12 protein-coding genes and 1 pseudogene are annotated in these 19,440 nt (G+C 59.2%); 12 read left to right on the forward strand and 1 reads right to left on the reverse strand.

Annotated features, from left to right (window positions below):
* The first annotated feature begins 1 nt into the window (after position 1).
* From JO965_RS29180 to JO965_RS49540, 7 genes are all read left to right on the forward strand, one after another.
* A complete protein-coding gene (locus JO965_RS29180) occupies positions 2-1,057 on the forward strand; it encodes an ABC transporter substrate-binding protein (protein WP_246776943.1) in 1,056 nt (351 codons plus the stop codon).
* Between the two features lie 295 nt (positions 1,058-1,352).
* Positions 1,353-2,735, forward strand: a complete 1,383-nt coding sequence (locus tag JO965_RS29185; protein ID WP_203444423.1) for an amidohydrolase family protein — start codon at positions 1,353-1,355, stop codon at positions 2,733-2,735.
* Between the two features lie 4 nt (positions 2,736-2,739).
* Positions 2,740-3,936, forward strand: a complete 1,197-nt coding sequence (locus JO965_RS29190; RefSeq protein WP_203444424.1) for a M20 aminoacylase family protein — start codon at positions 2,740-2,742, stop codon at positions 3,934-3,936.
* Between the two features lie 118 nt (positions 3,937-4,054).
* The gene (locus tag JO965_RS29195) at positions 4,055-5,059 is read left to right on the forward strand and encodes an AraC family transcriptional regulator (protein ID WP_203444425.1); all 1,005 of its coding nucleotides are present in this window, start codon (positions 4,055-4,057) and stop codon (positions 5,057-5,059) included.
* A gap of 447 nt (positions 5,060-5,506) precedes the next feature.
* Positions 5,507-6,364, forward strand: a complete 858-nt coding sequence (locus JO965_RS29200; protein ID WP_246777058.1) for a 3-keto-5-aminohexanoate cleavage protein — start codon at positions 5,507-5,509, stop codon at positions 6,362-6,364.
* 2 nt (positions 6,365-6,366) lie between these two features.
* Positions 6,367-7,683: an aspartate aminotransferase family protein gene (locus JO965_RS29205; RefSeq protein WP_203444427.1), complete on the forward strand. Its 1,317-nt coding sequence runs from the start codon at positions 6,367-6,369 to the stop codon at positions 7,681-7,683.
* 95 nt (positions 7,684-7,778) lie between these two features.
* Positions 7,779-8,189: a PaaI family thioesterase gene (locus JO965_RS49540; protein ID WP_371826955.1), complete on the forward strand. Its 411-nt coding sequence runs from the start codon at positions 7,779-7,781 to the stop codon at positions 8,187-8,189.
* Positions 8,190-8,849: 660 nt separating this feature from the next.
* On the opposite strand, the pseudogene JO965_RS29215 reads toward JO965_RS49540, so the two are convergent.
* Positions 8,850-9,555: pseudogene (locus JO965_RS29215) on the reverse strand (IS5 family transposase).
* A 641-nt stretch (positions 9,556-10,196) separates the two neighbouring features.
* On the opposite strand from JO965_RS29215, the gene JO965_RS29220 reads away from it, so the two are divergent.
* The 5 genes from JO965_RS29220 (at position 10,197) to JO965_RS29240 (ending at position 19,439) form a co-directional block, all read left to right on the forward strand.
* The gene (locus tag JO965_RS29220; protein ID WP_203444429.1) at positions 10,197-10,934 is read left to right on the forward strand and encodes a CoA transferase subunit A; all 738 of its coding nucleotides are present in this window, start codon (positions 10,197-10,199) and stop codon (positions 10,932-10,934) included.
* Positions 10,934-11,614, forward strand: a complete 681-nt coding sequence (locus JO965_RS29225; protein ID WP_203444430.1) for a 3-oxoacid CoA-transferase subunit B — start codon at positions 10,934-10,936, stop codon at positions 11,612-11,614. Before JO965_RS29220 ends, JO965_RS29225 begins: the two co-directional genes overlap by 1 nt.
* 136 nt (positions 11,615-11,750) lie before the next feature.
* On the forward strand, positions 11,751-16,538 hold the full coding sequence (locus tag JO965_RS29230) for an NAD-glutamate dehydrogenase (protein ID WP_371826956.1): 4,788 nt from the start codon (positions 11,751-11,753) through the stop codon (positions 16,536-16,538).
* Between the two features lie 275 nt (positions 16,539-16,813).
* A complete protein-coding gene (locus tag JO965_RS49545) occupies positions 16,814-16,960 on the forward strand; it encodes a hypothetical protein (RefSeq protein WP_203444431.1) in 147 nt (48 codons plus the stop codon).
* A gap of 433 nt (positions 16,961-17,393) precedes the next feature.
* On the forward strand, positions 17,394-19,439 hold the full coding sequence (locus JO965_RS29240) for a hydantoinase/oxoprolinase family protein (protein ID WP_203444432.1): 2,046 nt from the start codon (positions 17,394-17,396) through the stop codon (positions 19,437-19,439).
* Position 19,440: the final 1 nt, after the last annotated feature.

Genomic DNA, 19,440 nt, shown 5'->3' on the forward strand with positions numbered 1-19,440 from the left:
CATGGCTCCGATGTTGCCGAGCCGAGCTTTTGCGGACAGCCTTGACGGCTTGGTAGCAAAGGCCAAGGCCGCAGGTGAGGACCGAGTGGTCATGGGCGGCGGCACCGGAGCCTATGTCGACACGGTCGCCAAGTACTTCTACAAGCCGTTTACCGAGGCTACCGGAATCAAGGTTGACGTGGTCGGCGGATCTTATGGTGAGCGTATCGCCAAGCTAACGGCTATGAAGCGAGTCGGTGCCGTCGAGTGGGATCTGATTGCCATGTCGATCGATGCATTGACGCCGGACGTGACCCCGCTCCTTCGTGACCTCGGCCAGTGCGAGGCTGTTCCCAACGTCGCTGCAAACGGCGTGTCCGGCTCCTGCCTAGGCAAAGCCGTGATGTTCGACATCGGGGGTGGCGTTCTCACCTATGACACGCGGGCATTCCCGAATGGCGGGCCCAAGAACTGGGCGGAATTCTGGGATGTCAAGCGCTTCCCTGGACCGCGCGCGTTGCCGAACTTCGGGACACCGTGGTGGGTTATGGTTGCCGCGCTCCTGGCGGACGGCGTTCCGCGCGACAAGCTGTTCCCGCTTGATATGGATCGGGCATTCAAGAAACTTGATGAGATTAAGCCTCACATTGCAGTCTGGTGGAACAGCGGCGATCAGAGCCAGCAGATGTTTCGTAGCGGCGAAGTTGTGATGGCAATGATGTTTTCAGGCCGCGCCGCTCGCCTTCGCGACGACGGCCTGCCGCTGAATGTGGTGTGGGATGGTGCACCGCTTGATGCGGCAGTCTGGGCGCCAGTTGACGGAGGTCCACATCCAAACGCAGCGCTCGCGCTTCTGAATTTCGTCTACACTCGCCCTGAGGTTCACGTCCAGTATATGGATGCATCAAAAGGGGCGACCGCGATGCGGTCAGCTATCGACCTTATGGAGCCTACCAAGAGGGCGGAACTCGCCGTGAGCCCCCAGAACTGGTCCAGCGTGGTTCGTATAGACCCAACTTGGCTTGCCGCGAACAGCGCGGACGCCCGTAAGAGGTGGACCACCTGGATCGCTAGTTAGTCCACGATCGACGCTGGAGCCTGGGCTCCGGCGTCGCTTTCGCTTCTACGAATGACGCGGGCAATCCCTGGGTTGTTAGTGGCGTAAGTCACGAAACCAAAGGCAATACCGTCATCGTACTAACCGTGCATCCTAGCCCACGCGAAAGCACACCGCCTAGCTGCAGAGTCCCGATGGCTCAGGTCACTTTAAGAACGGGTTCTGACTGTCGCCATTGGAATCGGCTTCCGAGAACTGTCCATTGGCGCTCCTCGCCGGCTACGCAGAACATCGAACGTACAGGGGAAATATAGTTATGAACGCAGGCGCTCCTAAATCCGCTGATCTGATCATCAAAGGTGGATGTTGTGTAACAAGCGATCCTGACCAACCTGTACTTGCATCTGGCTCGATCGCGATTAAGGGGGGAGTTATCGCGGCAATCGATTCCGACGATGTAGTTGCGGGGGAGTACATAGCCCGGGATATAGTAGATGCAAGGGGCGCAATTGTTCACGCCGGTTTCATCGAACCGCACGTGCATCTGACCTCTGCTGGTTTCCATGGCCTTAGCCTCGACGCCCTAGCGCAGTCCGGTCCAACCTATAGTGATTTGAAATCCGCAACAGACGATGAAGTCACAGCCGCGCTGGCGGCTGCTTTCTCAGTGGCCATGTTGCGTAAGGGGTTTACCTGTTTTGCCGAGGCGGGAACCGTATTTGAAACGGATGCAATGGCCGAGGCTGTTACCGAGTGTGGGGTACGCGCTCTTGTGGCAGCACCGTATGCCTGGGACGAATTGTCCGTAATGAGGGCTTCCGCACCTGGGCTGCTCGGAGGTGGGATCCTCGATCGGGCGCCTGCCAGTTTCGAGCGGTCGATCGACGCCTGCGCGAAAGAGCTCAAACGTAATGCTAACCCGAAGGCGCTCGTGCGGGGATTTGTGTGCATCTATGGCGAAGGCAGCGCCAGTGACGAGCTGACTTCAGCGGCTAAGAAGTTAGCCAGGGAGCACAGAGTCATCTTTAATGAACATCTGGGCTATCTTTCGGCCAGCTACATCGCGGAACAGGAAAAGTTCGGCATGAGCGGAGTGCGTCGCCTCCAACGGCTCGATGTTCTGGATAATCTGACGACGCTGACTCATCTCAATGCGATTTCGGCAGCGGATGCCGACATTCTGGTGACAGAGGGAGTCAATGCGATCTGGTGCCCCCTCAACGTGCTGCAACGAGCACTTTTCCTGAACAACGAAAGTCAGCATATTGGGTTGCTCCGTCGCGGCGTACCGGTCGGGCTCGCAGTCGACACCTTTCTCAGTTTCCCACCAGGTGCGCAGGCGATTGCCGCCAGTCTCCTGTCAGGAACTCTCCGCCAGCCGTTGAGCGGTGCCGACATCCTGAGCATGCAAACCCTGGACGCTGCACGCTGCCTTGGCCTTGATGAAGAAGTTGGCAGCCTTGTTGTCGGAAAGCGGGCTGACATTGTCATACGGGCACCGGGGGACATTACCCAAACTCCGGTCGGGCCGGCGGACAATCTAATGGGCATGTCGGGAGGCTCAATCCCCGTGGATACCGTAGTTATCGACGGTCGGATCGTGATGCGAGACGGCCAGACGACGCTGGTCGATGAACGGGCCACTCTCGACCAAGCGATCGCACAAAGAACGCGTCTGCTGCAACGTGCGGGATTTTGAGCCAATGCTAGACCTCTCGCACTTTGCCCATGGTCAAGCTAGATCGGACCTTCAGCGGATCATTAAGGATGCTGTCAGCTGGCGGCGAGACTTCCATCAGCACCCCGAACTGCTCTACGCCGTTGTCCGCACTGCCGGAAAAGTCGCGGAGCGGCTGCGAGCGTTCGGTTGCGACCAAGTCGTCGAAGGCATCGGACAAACCGGAGTTGTCGGAATTATCAATGGACAGTCCAGCACTGGAGGGCCGACAATCGCCATCCGAGCGGACATGGACGCACTGCCGATCACGGAACAGACCGGAGCCGCTTATCAATCGCTCGAACCGGGGATGATGCACGCTTGCGGGCATGACGGACACACGTCCATTTTATTGGGAGCAGCCCGCTACCTCGCACAGACGCGGAACTTCAGCGGCCGACTCGTCCTGATCTTCCAGCCTGCGGAAGAAGGCGGAAAAGGTGCGCAAGCCATGGTAAACGAAGGGCTGATGGAGCGCTTCGGCATCGAGGAGGTTTACGCGCTACACAACATGCCTGGATTGCCTGTTGGACAGTTTGCCATCACGGCTGGGCCCATCATGGCGGCATCGGACCGCTTCAAAATTACTGTCAACGGACGCGGCGGTCACGCTGCGAGCCCCCATTTGACCATTGACCCCCTCGTTATATCCGCTTACCTGGTCACATCCCTTCAGACGATTGTTTCGAGAAGCATCGATCCGCTGGACAATGCAGTAGTGACGGTCGGCACCATCAACGGTGGGCAAGCACCCAATGTGATTGCAGATCAGGTTGTGCTTCGTGGAACCGTGAGATCGCTGAACGAGCGGACACGCAAACATTGTCAGGATCAACTCGTTCAGATCTGCGACCGGCTGACCCAAGCTTTCGGTGGCCGTGCCACGGTCGATTACGATCTTGGGCATCCGGTCACGCTGAACCATACGGATGCCACCCGGATCCTGGCCGATGCAGCCCGGTGTGTTGTCGGCGCTGATGCAGTCGACGATGCCGTCGCACCCTTTATGGGCTCCGAAGATTTTGCCTTCATGCTCCACGCCCGGCCCGGCGCATATATTTTCATGGGGAACGGCGACAGCGCACCCCTTCACCATTCGGGCTATGACTTCAACGATGAGGCCATGGGCTATGGCATCGGCCTCTGGATTGCTCTGGTCGAGGCGCGGCTTGGGCGCTCATAGGAATATAGGGTAGGGTTGCCGAACGGCAGTCACGGCCAGGCGTCTGCTTGCCAACAAGTTGTGCAGAAGGTAAATTGCTCTGCAAATAGGCGGACGGCGGCTGAGCAAGGAATACGGTGTGACTGCTATTCTCGATCAAGTGACGGTTGGTAGGTCTTTTGCTCGACTACTGCGCCATCCCAGTGGTGTGCCGGATGCGGTGCGGATTGTACCACCCACTAACCTTGGCGAGGGCTATGAAGATGCATTCCCTACAAATGACGATGTGCTGATCACATCAAAGCAGATCACGGCCCGCAAGACTTTCGAAGATCAGGAGCCTGGACTTGGACGACTAGTTTTCTTGTTTCATCTCCAGGGCCATCGTGCGGTTGACGTTCCTGGTTCAGGGCGCCAAGATCTCTACGTGCCAACGTTTGTCACTTATTATCACCCTGAGGGCTTACCTCGAACAAGCACTTGGTCGGAAGGGGATACCGAGACTTCCATACTGCTCGGGTTTTGGCCCCAAAGACCACCTAAGCCTGTCGAGAGAGCGCTTCAGGCACGCTCTGACGTGCAAACACTGATCCCACAGCGCGATGACCCTTCGTTCTGGCTTGAATTCCCGCTGACGGTGGATATGGAGCGCGCAGCGAGGCAGATTGCGTCGCCCAGCATTCATCCTTCGGTTATGCAGGAGTATCTTTCAGCCAAAGCCAACGAACTGCTTTGCTTGGGCATTGACGCAATTGTTACATCGTTTTCCAAAGGGAAAGACAGATTCGCTGAGGAAAAGTCGAAGCTCGATTTTGTAGTGAGGATTATTGAAGAGAATTTCCGGACGACACCGACAGTAGGATTCCTGGCAGAGCAAGTGAATGCTGACCCAGCTATCCTCTCGAGCTTGTTCCTTGAACGTTTCGGCTGCACGATTGCTGAGTATTGTGCTCGTAAGCGGATGGAAATGGCTAGTCGGCTTCTTTCAACTACCGATATGCCTCTGAAGCAGGTCGCCTACGAGGTTGGATATAATCACGTCTCCAACTTCAATCTGGCATTCCGTAGGACCTTCGGGGTGACGCCGATGCACACAAGACGCCGTGAACCCGGTGCTGGGCCCACAAGCTCGCAGGCGGTCTGAAGGCGCTATAACGGAAGCAAAATAGGCTTGGTCATCCAAGACTGTCGCGCCATGGCTCGCCAATAGCGGACCTCCATTGAACCTATTGAGTAGCGGCGCTGACACACATCCACTCCTGCTGAACGGCAGCGGATGATTTCCCGCCCGATCAAAATCCGACGAGCCAAACTAACCTCTTGTCTATGACCTGATCCTTCGACGCCATCGGGTCAGCGTACCTTCACGTCATTGATCCGGTAAAACCTTGTGGCTCTGCTCGAGGACGAGCTCGCAGAAAAGTCCTGGATCATAAAAATAGCCATGTGCTCAATAATGCGCCGATGTCGCTTGTCCCAGTCGAGGAGGTCTATCTTAACCCAGCATTTCGATAGAGGTTAAACGGGTTCCGCCTTGACTGAGAAAGCCATAATTACTTGCGCGGTGACGGGTTCCGCCCACACCCCGACAATGTCTCCCTATCTGCCGATCAGCGCCAAACAGATTGAAGACGAGGCAGTAGCTGCCGCTAAAGCAGGTGCGGCAGTTGTTCACTTGCACGCCCGCAACCCCGAAAACGGCCAAGCTTCTTACGACCCTGATCTATTTGCCGCATTCGTACCAAACATCCGGTCGAGATCTAACGTCGTGATCAATATTTCGACAGGCGGGAGCGGAGCGATCGACCAACGCATGGCTGCGGCATTAGCCGTTAAGCCAGAGATGGCGTCGTTGAACATGGGCTCGCTTTCGCCCTATGGGCGGGAGCAGATCCTTGGCAAATTCGCCGAGTGGAAACATGATTGGGAAGTCGAGCAATTCCGAGCTGCACGCCACCGGACTTATTCCAACACCGAAGATGGGATCGAAACCATTCTCCGCAGCGTTGGTGGCCAAGGCACGCGGTTCGAATGTGAATGCTACGATGTCAGTCACCTCTATAACTTGGCGTATTTTGCCGATAAGGGACTGATCGAGCCGCCGTTTATTATTCAGACAATCTTCGGGTTCTCTGGAGGGATCGGACTGCATTTCGAGAATGTGGTCCATATGCAGACCATCGCGCGCCGCTTGTTTGGCGAAGATTATTACTGGTCGATCATCGCGCCGGGCCGAAACCAGTTCAAGTACTGCGCGATGGCCGCCATGATGGGCGGCAACGTTCGCGTTGGTCTCGAAGACAATCTTTACCTCGAGAAGGGGCAGCTTGCCAAAAGCAATGCTGAGCAGGTGCGTCGCATGCGCGAAATCCTGTCCTTGCTATCCATTGACATCTGCACGCCGGATGAAGTGCGCACAAAATTTAAACTCAATGAAATGGCAGTCTAGTGATGCTGAAACAAAACCGAACGGCAAACTATAGCCTTGAACAGGTGCTCGACGAACTGGAGCGCGACTATATTGCGAGCCATCCCAAAAGTGCGGCGCACGTCAAAAGGGCCGCGGAGGTCCTTCCAGGTGGCAGCACACGGACTGTGTTGCATTTTGATCCTTTCCCGCTTGTGATCGCTCGCGCGTCCGGAAGCCAACTTGTTGACCTTGATGGCCATACCTATACCGACTTCGCGAACGACTTTACTGCCGCGTTCTATGGCCATAGCGATCCCGTAGTCGTCAACGCATTAATCGATGCGATCAAGAACGGCCTCAGTTTTGGCGGCCTGAACGTCTATGAAGAGAAGCTAGCAAGGGAAATCTGTTCGCGTTTCGATTCAATTGACCGTGTACGGTTCTGTAACTCGGGCACTGAAGCCAATTTGATCGCCTTGCAGCTAGCCAAGCAGGCGACCGGGCGATCCAAAATCCTGGCCTTCACTGGCGGCTATCACGGTAGCATGTTGAGCTTCCTCGGTGGGAAGAACATCAACTACGGGACTAGCGATTTCGTGTTCGCGGACTTCAACTCAGAGGAGTCGGTCGAGGCGGCCGTTGCGGGAGTTCTGCATGATCTTGCAGCAATCGTGGTTGAGCCCATGATCGGCAGTGGCGGGGGTATCTTGGCGGAGGTCAAATTCCTTAGCTTCCTGCGGAACTTTTCGCAGAAGCACGGCGCGCTTCTGATTTTCGACGAGGTGCAGACGGCTCGCATGGCACGTGGTGGATTGCAGGAGATATTCGGGATCCGCCCTGACCTGACAACATTGGGCAAATTCCTCGGAGGAGGCGGAAGTTTCGGTGCCTTCGGCGGGGCCGCAGCATTTATGGACCTGTTTGATGCAACGCGCCAAGGAGCGATCCCTCATGGGGGAACCTTCAACAACAACATAATGTCCATGGCCGCCGGTTATGCTGGCTACAGCAGAGTTGGTACACCTGAAGCCATCGCGGTGGCGAACAACCGAGCAGCAGGTTTAAGGCAGAGCCTGACCCAAGTCGCGGAAAGTGCGGGTGTGCCGATCCAACTCGGAGGATATGGCACGATTATTTCTATTCACTTCCAGTCCAGCCTGCTTACTCGGCCTGCCGACATCAGAACCAACGCACAACAAAGGAAGCTCGTCCATTTGGAGTTGCTAAGGCGACACGTTTACGCGGCGCGCCGGGGAACGATCAATCTGTCGCTCGCAAATAGTGACGAAGACGTTGACCATTACGTTCGGGCCTTTGCTGATATCTGTGAAGCACATTCACCGCTTTTGCAGAACTAGGGCTCGGAAGTGTTAGGGAGTTACAGATGAGTCAAGCGCCGTACCCATCCGACCGGGCAATTTCCGGGCCTTGGACTGACGAACAGCTGCGTGACATGCCATTACGTGGCTTCCAAAAGGCTCTCGGCGTTGTGTATGACGAGATTGCCCCCGACAGGATCACGGCACATGTTGTGTTGACTGAGATACACCGAAATTCAGTCGGCGGCCTGCATGGTGGTGTCTTGATGGCCTTCGCAGACTGTCTCGGAGCAGTGGGTGCTCTTCAGCATCTCAAGTCTGGAGAGACGACGGCAACTTTAGAATCGAAGACAAACTTTGTGGGTAGCGGAACCGGCAACGAAATGCGTGCAGAGTGCACGCCCATTCATGTAGGTAGGCGTACGTCGGTATGGATGACAAAGGTGACAAACGAGCGCGGCAAACTGTTGTCCGTTACAACGCAAACACAAATCCATCTAAGTTCACGCACTGTCACTCCAGAACAAATGACACTACAAACTTGAAGACCCGGTTAGCCGGTCGTTCGGGCAGCTTGTCACATTGACTGGATAGTTGAGCGATCTCGCATAGCAGATCAGATAATGCAATTCGAGTCATCCGGTGTGACCAGTCCTCACTGGATGCCTCAGATGAATAGTTGGCGCTGTCGCAATTTTTGGCTGCGAACAGAAAGATCCGAGCGCGGTTCGTATTCGTTTATGCGGCGAGCCGCTCAAATCGCTCGGCGAGGACAATTGCTGGGTGCAGGCGTACGTCTGTCCCTTTCGCATCATGTGCACTATCTCGATGCCGACCGGAATTTTGCGAATGCTACTCACTGACTTGACCCACATCATCGGGCGAACCCGCCCCCTACATCGGGCCGTTGCTTGCGGCGTCTCCGATGCCGGATCCCAGACGGGTTCGGCTGGAGGTGCCCGTGGAGGGTGAAGTCCCTAGCCAACGATCCCCTTCTGGTTATACGTTTCACCCGCGCTGCCCGCTTGTCGTCGAGCGTCGCCGAATCGAAGTGTCACCTTTGGTGCCGATGGCAGATGGGCGCATCGTGACCTGCCATGTACCCACTCCAGCCGCAGATAGATCCGACCAGTAGCCGCGAGGACCAAGCATCCGATAGGTCCCATGGCTAAACACAGGCTCTTCACAACTACGCTCAGGGCTCGTTAATTGAGGTAGAAGACGACGGCAGCCGCGATGCAGATGACCGAGAAGGTGTGGGCGCAGCGGTCATAGCGGGTCGCGATCCGGCGCCAGTCCTTGAACCTGGCAAGCATCTTTTCGACCTTGTGAGGTTGCCGATACAGTGGCTTGTCATAGGCAATTGGCACCTTGCGGCTCTTGGCTGGCTGAACGCAGGGCGACGAGAGCCCGCCGGAACCAGTTGCTGTCGCAGTCCTGATCTGTAGTCAGCGTTGCGCCAGTCGGCAGCGCCTCCAGGATGACCCGCGCGCCCTTGTGATCGCTCATCTGACCCTCAGATAACAGCAGGATGATCGGCCGCCCCACCTCATCGCAGACAGCGTGGAGCTTGGAGTTCAGGCCGCCTTTCGTGCGCCCGATACGACGGGGAACATCTCCTTTTGAGCAGGCTCGCCGCAGTCCGGTGTGCCTTCAGGTGGGTGGCATCGATCATGATCCGCTCGGGCTTGGGACCCTCACCCGCCAGAGCCGCGAAGATCCGGTCAAACACACCCAGCCTGCTCCAGCGCATGAACCGGTTGTAGAGCGTCTCGTGCGGCCCAAACTCCTTGGGGCGTCTTTCCACTGTAGGCCGTTGCGGATCACGTACACGATCCGGCTCACCACGCGCCGGTCATCTACCCGTGGAACCCCATGAGCCAGCGGGAAGAATGGAGAAATCCGCGCCATCTAGCGCTCGCTCAGCAGAAACAGATCTCCCATTCAGAGCCCCCTTCGAGAAGGCTCTGAATCATAACTCAGCTCAAATTAATAGTTCCCGATCCTAGGCCTGCATAGTTGGTCATCACCTCCTCCTGCTCTGTTGGGGAAATCAGACTGTCGCCTGATTGGCGTCTGCGCTGCATGCTAAGAGGGGATTTGCCCCTGATCATAAACCTTCGTCCCACGGCATAACGATCAGTGGTCGCACACCTCGCTCGCCCCAACTATGTGTGTCGGACAAACAACTAGAGGGGGCTTCCGTGCGGATGGTACATGGGGCGATGTCCGCCTATGTCAGGCGAACGCAGGTGCACGTCGAGGGGAGCAACGATCCTCAATGGAGCGAGGATCGCGCCAACTCGATTGTAGGTGCGAACGCTCTTATGACTGAGGGCAAGACATTCACAGACGGATCCTTGATCATCGGCTCGCCAGCGAGGGTTGTGAGCTCACTCAATGCCGATGCCGTTCAGCGTCTCCGTTCGAGTGCAGCACGTTTTGTCAACAACAGCCTTCGATACACAACCGAGCTTGTTCGTATCGAATAAGATTCTCCCGAGAGACTGTGATCGGAAATGAAGGATCTGAATTCAACTGGAGTGCAGCCAATGGATAAGGTTTACAGCGACGCGCGCTCGGCGCTGGCTGGCCTGGTCAAGGATGGCATGACCATCATGGCCGGGGGCTTCGGTCTCTGCGGCATTCCGGAGGCGCTGATCGAGGCGATTCGTGATTCGGGGGCGAAGGACCTGACCTTCATCTCCAACAATGCGGGCGTGGATGGGGTCGGCCTCGGCCGCCTGCTGGAAACCCGCCAGATCCGCAAGATGATCTCGTCCTATGTGGGTGAGAACAAGCTCTTCGCCCAGCAGTACCTCTCGGGCGAGCTTGAGCTTGAGTTCAACCCGCAGGGCACGCTGGCCGAGCGCATCCGCGCCGGCGGCGCCGGCATTCCGGCCTTCTACACCAAGACCGGTGTGGGCACCCTCATCGCAGAGGGCAAGGAAGTGCGCGAGTTCAACGGCGAGAAATACGTCATGGAGACCGGGCTGTTTGCCGACATCTCGGTGGTTCATGCCTGGAAGGGCGATACGGAAGGCAACCTCGTCTACCGGAAGACCGCCCGCAACTTCAATCCGATGATGGCCACCGCCTCGCGCATGACCATCGCCGAAGTCGAGCATCTGGTGCCGGCCGGCGAGATCGACCCGGATTGCATGCACACGCCGGGCATCTTCGTGAAGCGCATGGTGCATGTGCCGAACCCGGTCAAACATATCGAGCAACGCACGACCCGCAAACGCGCCGAGGCGGCTGTGCCGGCGGGAGCAGGGGAGGAAGTCTGATGGCCTGGACTCGTGAACAGATGGCCGCCCGTGCGGCCAAGGAACTGCGCGACGGCTTCTACGTGAATCTCGGCATCGGCATTCCGACGCTCGTGTCCAACTTCATTCCCAAGGGCATGCGCGTGCAGCTCCAGTCGGAGAACGGCATGCTGGGCATGGGGCCGTTCCCCTTCGAGGGCGAAGAGGACGCGGATCTCATCAACGCCGGCAAGCAGACGATCACCGAGCTGCCGACCACGAGCTATTTCTCGTCTGCTGATTCCTTCGGCATGATCCGCGGCGGTCATATCGACCTGTCGATCCTCGGCGCCATGCAGGTGGCCCAGAACGGCGATCTCGCCAACTGGATGATCCCCGGCAAGATGGTGAAGGGCATGGGCGGTGCCATGGACCTCGTGGCAGGCGTCAAGCGCGTGGTCGTGGTCATGGAGCATGTGGCGAAGGCTAAGGACGGCTCGGAGGATCCGAAGCTCCTGACAGAGTGCAATCTGCCGCTCACCGGCACCGGGGTGGTCGATCTGGTGATCACCGATCTCGGCGTCTTCTCCATCGACAAGAAGGGCGGCTCCGGCATGACCCTGATCGAGCTCGCCGACGGCGTCTCGGTCGAGGAGATCAAAGCCAAGACGGCAGCGGACTTCAAGGTTGCCCTGAACGGCGGCCAGTCCAAGGCGGGCTGAGCCGGATGTGCAGACTCGAAACGGTCACTCGACCAAAATAGCCGTACAGCCAAATCCCGGCCTTCCGCAACTCCTGGATGAGAGAACTACCATGAGTCGTATGCCTCCTCTTGATCCGGCCGACGTCAGCAATCCAATGCTCCAATGTTGCAATCACGAGCGGCAGCAATTAGTGAGCTCCCGGTTAAGTTGGCTCGACAACCTCTTTGGGCGGGTCCCCTCCGAGTACGTGAACTCCTACTCACCCAAATCCCTGACAGATCTCGCTGCGGTCGCCTTCGAGCATCTCAAGGCCTCCCGCACCACGGAAGGTGCGGATATCCACCTTCACGACGTGGAGATCGAGCGCGAGGGGCGCCGCCAGGACGTGACGGTGCTCGAGATCGTCAACGACAACATGCCCTTCCTGCTCGACTCGACCCTCGCCGAGATCGTCGACCAGGGATACGACCCGCTGCTCGTCGCCCATCCGATCCTGGCCGTGGAGCGGGACGCCGGCGGCGCCCTGGTCCGTCTCGTGGGCGAGGCCACAGCGGCCCTGCGGCTGGGCGTGAAGCGCGAAAGCTTCCTTCATATCCATCTGCCGCGCATCGACGATCCGGAGGCCCGCACCCGCCTGGTCGAATCCATGCGCCGGGTTCACAGCGACGTGGCGCTGGCCGTGCATGACTGGCCGGGCATGCGCGCCCGCGTGACCGAGATCGTGCACACCTACCGCCTCAATCCGCCGCCGCTGCCGGAGGACGAGGTGAAGGAGGCCATCGCCTTCCTCGACTGGATCGCCCGCGACAACTTCACGTTCTTAGGACTGCGCGAGTACCGCCTGCCGTCCGGCGACACGGCCGCCGATCCGGTGGAGGGCTCGGGGCTCGGCCTCCTGCGCGATCCGTCCGTGCGCGTGCTGCGGCGCGGCCGCGAGCTGGTTTCCATGTCGCCGGAGATCCGCGCCTTCCTAGCGCGTCCGCAGGCCCTCATCATCACCAAGGCGAATGTGAAATCCCGCGTCCACCGCCGGGCGCATCTCGATTACATCGGGATCAAGCTTTTCGACGGCAACGGCCATCTGCAAGGCGAGCTCCGCATCGTCGGCCTGTTTACTGCTAGCGCTTACACCAACACCACCGGCGAGGTGCCGTATCTCCGCCACAAGGTGGCGAAGGTCACCAGCCGCGCTGGCTTCGACCCGGCGAGCTATGCCGGTCGCGCGCTTCTCAACGTGCTCGAGAATTACCCGCGCGACGAGCTGTTCCAGATCGACGAGGACACGCTCTACCATTTCGCCATCGACATCATGAATCTGTCGGAGCGACCTCGGGTGCGGGCGCTCGCGCGCGCCGACGAGTTCGACCGCTTCGTGTCCGTGCTCGTGTTCGTGCCCAAGGACCGCTATGACACCCAGGCGCGCACGCGCATCGGCCAGTTCCTCGCCAGCATCTACGGAGGCCGCGTCTCCGCCTCCTATCCGTCCTATCCGGAAGGGCCGCTCGCGCGCACCCACTACATCATCGGCCGCGACGAGGGGCAGACCCCGCAGGTGTCGCGCGAGACCCTGGAGAAGGGCATCTCGTCCATCGTGCGCACCTGGAGCGATGCCCTGCGCGACGCGCTCGACGCCTCCGTCGGCGGCGCCCGGGCGCGGGCGCTCGCATCCCGCTACGGCGAGGCGTTCAGCGCCGCCTATCGCGAGGCCTTCGGGGCCGAGCAGGTGATCCAGGACATCAGCCTGCTGGAGCAGCTCTCGGAGGCACGGCCCCGGGCGGTCGATCTCTACCGCCGCGAGGGTGACGGTGAGACCCGTGTGAACCTGAAGGTCTTCTCGCTCAACGTCGCGCTGCCCCTGTCGGATCGCGTGCCGCTCCTGGAGAACCTCGGCTTCAGCGTGGTGAACGAGCGAACCTACCGTGTGGCGTTTACGGGCTCCGACCGGGTGTGGCTGCATGACATGACCCTGGAGCGCGCCGCGGGCGGGACGATCCAGATCGACGAGATCCAGGCGCTGATCGAGGCGGCGCTGCTCGCGCTGTTCAGGGGGCTGGCGGAATCCGACGGCTTCAACCGCCTGGTGCTCGAGGCTGGCCTCGGCTGGCACGACGTCGCCATGATCCGCGCGTTCGGCCGCTATCTGCGTCAGATCCAGGTCACCTACGCGCAGGATTACATCGCCGAAACGCTGGCGCGCCACGGCGCCATCGTGGCCGATCTCGTCAAACTCTTCTATGCCCGCTTCGATCCGCGGCACGAGAAGGGTCGCGAGGCCGGCGAGGCTTCAATCCGCGAGCGGATCGAGGAGCAGCTGAAGCAGGTCATCAGCCTCGACGATGATCGGATCCTGCGCCGCTTCGTCAACCTGATCGATGCGGCGACACGCACCAACTTCTTCCAGCTTGAAGACAACGGCCTGCCGCGCCAGACCATCGCGTTCAAGTTCGAATGCGCCAAGGTCGAAGGTCTGCCGCTGCCCCGGCCTCTCTACGAGATCTTCGTCTACTCGCCCCGGGTCGAGGGCGTGCATCTGCGCTTCGGCAAGGTGGCGCGCGGCGGCCTGCGCTGGTCCGACCGGCCGCAGGATTTCCGCACCGAGGTGCTCGGCCTCGTCAAGGCGCAGCAGGTCAAGAACGCCGTGATCGTGCCGGTGGGCGCCAAGGGCGGCTTCGTGCCCAAGCTCCTGCCGCCGGCGAGCGACCGGCAGGCCTGGCTGGCGGAAGGAACCGAGAGCTACCGCATCTTCGTGCGCACGATGCTGCAGCTCACCGACAACATCGTCGGCGACAGCATCGTCCCGCCGCCGGATACGGTGCGCCACGACGGCGACGATCCCTACCTCGTGGTCGCGGCCGACAAGGGCACGGCCACCTTCTCCGACACGGCGAACGCGCTCTCCATCGAGAAGGGCCACTGGCTCGGCGATGCCTTCGCATCGGGCGGCAGCCAGGGCTACGACCACAAGAAGATGGGCATCACGGCCCGCGGCGCCTGGGAGGCAGTAAAGCGCCACTTCCGCGAGATCGACATCGACATCCAGACCACCCCCGTGACGGTGGCGGCCGTGGGCGACATGTCGGGCGACGTGTTCGGCAACGGCATGCTGCTGTCCCGTGCCCTCAAGCTCGTGGCCGCCTTCGACCATCGCGACATCTTCCTCGATCCGAACCCGGATCCGGAAGCGACGTATCGGGAGCGCGAGCGTCTGTTCAATTTAGCCAGATCCAGCTGGCAGGATTACGACAAGGCGTTGATCTCGGCGGGCGGCGGCGTGTTCTCGCGCAGCGCGAAATCGATCCCTCTCTCGGCCGAGGTACGCGCGATGCTCGACCTCGACAAGCCGGAAGCCACGCCGGCGGAGGTGATGAACGCCATCCTGAAAGCCCGCGTCGATCTGCTCTGGTTCGGCGGCATCGGCACCTATGTGCGCGCCTCGTCCGAGACCGACGAGCAGGTGGGCGACCGCGCCAACGATGCGATCCGCATCACCGGTCCCGACCTGCGCGCCAAGGTGATCGGCGAAGGCGCCAATCTCGGTATGACCCAGCGCGGCCGCATCGAGGCGGCGCAGAAGGGCGTTCGCCTCAACACGGATGCCATCGACAACTCGGCGGGCGTGAACACCTCCGACGTGGAGGTGAACATCAAGATCGCGCTCACCACGCCGGAGCGGGACGGACGCCTCTCGGACGAGCAGCGCAATGTCTTGCTCGCGGAGATGACCGAGGACGTTGCGGCCCTCGTGCTGCGCAACAACTACCTGCAGACCCTGGCGCTGTCGCTCTCCGAGCAGCGGGGCCTCGCCGATCTCGGCTTTGCCCGCCGGCTCATGCACATGCTGGAGGCGCAAGGCCGCCTCAACCGCGCGGTGGAATACCTGCCCGACGACTCGACGCTCACCGAGCGTGCCCGCCGGGGCGAGGCGCTCACGCGGCCGGAGCTCGCGATCCTGCTGGCCTATGCCAAGCTCTCCCTGCACGATGCCCTGCTCGACAGCGCCGTGCCGGACGATCCGTATCTCGGCAAGGAGCTGGAGCGCTACTTCCCGGCCGAGATGCGCGAGCGCTTCCCGGATGCGATCGCGGGCCATCGCCTGCGGCGCGAGATCATCGCCACGCAGCTTGCCAACGCGATCATCAACCGGGGCGGGCCGACCATGGTGGCGCGCCTCGTCGACCAGACCGGCGCGGATGCCCCCACCATCGCGGCGGCCTATGCGGCCACCCGCGACTCCTTCGGCCTCACCGAGATGAACCTCGCCATCGACGCCCTCGACGGCGTCGTGCCGGGCGGGGTTCAGCTGCGCCTCTACGGCGAACTGCAGGACCTGCTCATGAACCGGATCGTCTGGTTCATCCGCAACGTGGATTTCACCAACCACTCCCTGGACCAGATCATCGGCACCTACCGGGCCGGCATTGCGGAAGTCGAGCAGAGCCTCGAGAATGCGCTCTCGCCCGAAGCCAAGGCGGTGTGGGATGCGCGCATGAAGGCGCTGGCGGATGAGGGCGTTCGCGAGGAGCTGGCGCGGCGCATCGCGTCGCTCCCCGATCTCGTGGCGGCGCCCGACATCGTGCAGACGGCGCAGAAGACGGACAAGCCCGTCGCCGACATCGCTTGCACCCACTTCGCGCTGGAGGCCTCCTTCCGCCTCGGCGCGCTCATCGGCGCGGCCCAGCAGATCACCGTCAGCGACTATTTCGACCGCCTGGCGCTCGACCGCGCCATCGACAGCATCGCCTATGCCCATCGCGGCCTGACCGCCGAGGTTGCGTCGCAGGACGTGTCCGGCATCGAGGCGGTGCGCGCCTGGAGCGAGAAGCGCGGTGCCGACGTCAACCGCATCAGAAGCGCGGTCGACGGCATCGTCACCTCCGGCCTGACCCTGTCGAAGATCACCGTGGCGGCAAGCCTGCTCGGCGATCTTGCTAGAACAAACTGACCCTGCCTACGGATACCTTGGAAGTTCAGTTTAAACCGTTGGGCTGGTTCTCGGGATCGTGGTGCAGGGGATTGATTGATCCGCTGAACGCAATGAAAGCGGGTTCATGATAATCTGTCCGCTTGGCTTAATGAGGGGGCTGGACAATCGGGTGGGGCCATCCGAAGGGGCAAGACAGCCGACCGCTTTGACTCCGATCTGAGCGATGCGGAGTGAGCGATCTTGGCCCCGCTCCTCTCCCCCAACCACCCGCCGTGGGCCCCCGCAAACACGACATGCGGCTTGTGCTGTACATCCTGCGCTGCGGTGATCCCTGGCATCTGCTACCCCATGAGTATTCGCGATGGCTAAGCGTGTACGATCACCTTCGGCGGAGGTGTCAACGAGGCACCTATCTCGGGCACAAATCAGACCAAAGCTAGTGTTAGCTCGATCCATGGGCCAGCAGAGCTTATTCATAAGAATTTATCACCGCATCATAATACACGGGCTGTTTTCATGCAGTCCTTCATTACCCAATATCGATGTCACGGCGAGATCAAACAGCCGCTCGTGGCCCGATCGCTGGTGTGCAGTGTAGAATATTTGGCGAGATGATGACATGCATTCACAAGTATACTTGGCGCAGACGGGGCTGTTGAACTCATTGGGCATGAGGGGGCAGCTAACAACACCCGAATATCGAATGATTGTATTCGAGGTTGCCAGAACTTGCTCCGTCGGCTCCCACATCATCTATAATTTATAGGAAACCACGGACCCTGCCTGCGCAACCTTGGCTGCCTTTCCGAAATAGGAGATCTTGTCGTGGAGTCGAATTGCCCATCGAAGGTTGTTGCACCCTGGAGGATCGGGGTGGATGTTGGTGGAACCTTTACAGACCTTGTCCTCATCGATGCGGACGGATTTCTCCTTCCTATCAAATCCCCTTCCAATCCTGCTAACCCGGCACTGGGGGTGCTGCGGGCGGTAGATAGATGTGCCGAGCAACTCGGAATGACTGCGGAACAGTTACTTCAGGGTTGCTCTAGCTTTGTGCATGGTACAACGGTCGCCACAAACATACTTTTAGAAAGAAACGGTGCAAACGTTGGGCTGCTTGTGACCAGCGGGTTCAGAGACACATTGGAGATACGTCGCGGCTATCGCGAGCTACCTTGGGATCACCGTTCGCCCTGGCAAGATGTAATTGTTCCGAGAAAACTGCGAATAGCTGTAGAGGAGCGCCTGAGATCCGATGGATCCGTGGTCACGCCATTGGATGAGCGCACCATTTATGAGGCTGCCAGGATTTTTGAGCAAAACCACATCCAATCTATCGCCATCTGCTTCCTTCACTCTTATAGGAATCCTGCACACGAAGATCGATGCGGTGAGATCCTAGAGCGGGTTCTGCCGAGAACCTTCATTTCGAAGTCGAGTAGTCTAGCCCCGATCTTAGGGGAGTTTGAACGTACCTCGACTGCCGTCGCTAACGCATACATAGCCCCAAAAGTCATACCTTATCTAACGCAGTTGAATAGTGAGTTGCGCAGACGAGGACTTGATAACGAGATGTTACTGGTCCAAAGCAACGGCGGGGCCGTTCCCGTGAAGCAGATTACAGAACAACCGATCACTTTGGCCTTGTCAGGGCCTGCTGCTGGCCTTGCATCGCTAAAACTGTATAGTCAAATTCACAAAGCCGACAATCTTATTTCTATCGAGATCGGCGGGACAAGCTGTGACGTTACTATGATAAATGGCGGTCGAGTCGCGGAGGTGGAGGCTCTAAAGGTCGACGACACACTTGTGGCCCTTCCAAGCGTCGACATCCATACCATCGGGACCGGAGGTGGGACGGTGTGTGGAGTTGACAACGGCGGCTTTTTGTTCGCTGGACCAGAGGGCGCTGGCGCGCGGCCTGGACCCGCCTGTTATGGCTTGGGAGGTACGCGCCCCACAGTTACTGATGCTCAGCTTGTCTTGGGTAGACTGCATTCAGGCCAGTATGCCGGCGGTGCCCTCCAACTCGATGCAGCGCTGGCAACTAAGGCAATCGACGATGGCATCGGTTCTCCGCTGGGATTGAATACAATAGCAGCTGCATCCGCTGCGATTCAGTTGGTGGAGCAGAATATCCGACAGGCCGTAGAGAAGGTCAGCTTGGTACGCGGATTTGATCCAGCAAACTTCTCGCTAGTCGGCGTTGGCGGTGCGGGGCCGCTCCACGTTGCGGAGGTAGCACGTAGACTGGGTATCCGTACTGCGCTGGTGCCCCGGCTCGCAGGAGTGTTTTGTGCGCTGGGGATGTGTACCGCGGGCGTTCGCTACGATTTCGTCAGGGTTGTAGGAACAGCGTTGGATGACACGTTGATCATATCACTGCTTGATGGCTTTAACGATTTAGAGCGGCAAGCTAGGTCAAAGCTATCCGAAAGCGGGATGGAATTCACTGATATTGAAGTTATGCGAAGTGTCTCTATGAGATACGAGGGGCAACAATCCGTTATCAAGGTTCCATTCGATCAAGCCGACGTTGCTTGCGTAACCAGATACTTCGAAACCCTCTATGAAAAGCAGTACGCATCCATCCAACGCGACGCAAGAGTCGAAATCGTTTACCAACATGTAACGGCGATCGGCGGTCTTCCAAGCTCGGGTTTGAAGGCGCGATCAGCAAGACAAGGGCACGCGGCACAGGCATCGAGCCGGCGGCAAGTATACGTATCAGGTGCCCTCCCCGGAGTGTACGATGTGCCGGTTCTGAAAGGTGCTGACCTAGAGACAGGACATTTTTTCGACGGCCCTGCAGTTATCGATGAGAGCACAACAACGATCGTCATTGGTGAAGGTGATCGCATCGAAGTTGACCGATACGGCGACTACATAATTCGTGTTAATGCACCGGAGCGACTCTAAT

The sequence above is a fragment of the Microvirga sp. VF16 genome (assembly GCF_016864375.1).
GTDB lineage: Bacteria > Pseudomonadota > Alphaproteobacteria > Rhizobiales > Beijerinckiaceae > Microvirga.

What these genes read in the sequence shown, in the direction of transcription:
- JO965_RS29220 (WP_203444429.1), top strand. Translation starts at nt 10,197, where the DNA reads ATGGATAAGGTTTACAGCGACGCGCGCTCGGCGCTGGCTGGCCTGGTC.
- JO965_RS29180 (WP_246776943.1), top strand. Translation starts at nt 2, where the DNA reads ATGGCTCCGATGTTGCCGAGCCGAGCTTTTGCGGACAGCCTTGACGGC.
- JO965_RS29200 (WP_246777058.1), top strand. Translation starts at nt 5,507, where the DNA reads ATGTCTCCCTATCTGCCGATCAGCGCCAAACAGATTGAAGACGAGGCA.
- JO965_RS29230 (WP_371826956.1), top strand. Translation starts at nt 11,751, where the DNA reads ATGCTCCAATGTTGCAATCACGAGCGGCAGCAATTAGTGAGCTCCCGG.
- JO965_RS29225 (WP_203444430.1), top strand. Translation starts at nt 10,934, where the DNA reads ATGGCCTGGACTCGTGAACAGATGGCCGCCCGTGCGGCCAAGGAACTG.
- JO965_RS49540 (WP_371826955.1), top strand. Translation starts at nt 7,779, where the DNA reads ATGCCATTACGTGGCTTCCAAAAGGCTCTCGGCGTTGTGTATGACGAG.
- JO965_RS29190 (WP_203444424.1), top strand. Translation starts at nt 2,740, where the DNA reads ATGCTAGACCTCTCGCACTTTGCCCATGGTCAAGCTAGATCGGACCTT.
- JO965_RS49545 (WP_203444431.1), top strand. Translation starts at nt 16,814, where the DNA reads ATGCGGCTTGTGCTGTACATCCTGCGCTGCGGTGATCCCTGGCATCTG.
- JO965_RS29205 (WP_203444427.1), top strand. Translation starts at nt 6,367, where the DNA reads ATGCTGAAACAAAACCGAACGGCAAACTATAGCCTTGAACAGGTGCTC.
- JO965_RS29185 (WP_203444423.1), top strand. Translation starts at nt 1,353, where the DNA reads ATGAACGCAGGCGCTCCTAAATCCGCTGATCTGATCATCAAAGGTGGA.